The organism is Psychrobacter sp. GW64-MNA-CIBAN-0177 (assembly GCF_040309585.1).
Lineage (GTDB): Bacteria > Pseudomonadota > Gammaproteobacteria > Pseudomonadales > Moraxellaceae > Psychrobacter > Psychrobacter okhotskensis.
On record NZ_JBEOOY010000097.1, the window covers coordinates 1 to 331 of the forward strand.

The 331-nt window shown below is 37.8% G+C and carries 1 pseudogene; it reads right to left on the reverse strand.

Annotated features, from left to right (window positions below):
- Positions 1 to 331: pseudogene (locus AAEY79_RS14330) on the reverse strand (hypothetical protein); the annotation flags it as partial.

The window sequence follows — 331 nt, forward strand, 5'->3', positions numbered from 1 at the left end:
CTTAAACGAGGCTCACTTAAACTTTTAGCATAAGTCCAACCCTTACCTTGCAGTTCTTTAAAGAAAGCCATCATTTTTTGATAAGCATCTTCGTCCGATATACCGTTGTCTGTAGTGTCGAAGAAAAAATCAACTGTAATTTTATTCAACCCTCTCTGCTCGCTAGTTACCTTATCCATAGCTAAAATAGTGACAACTTGGTCAATCTTAAAACTATCATCAGAATAATGGAAAATTGCTTTCCCCATGTTGCTTGTTGGAAAGTCATAACCTTGAAAAGTAACGCCCATAGGTTGAGCGTCCGCTTCTTGAAAAGCTTTATACTCAGGGT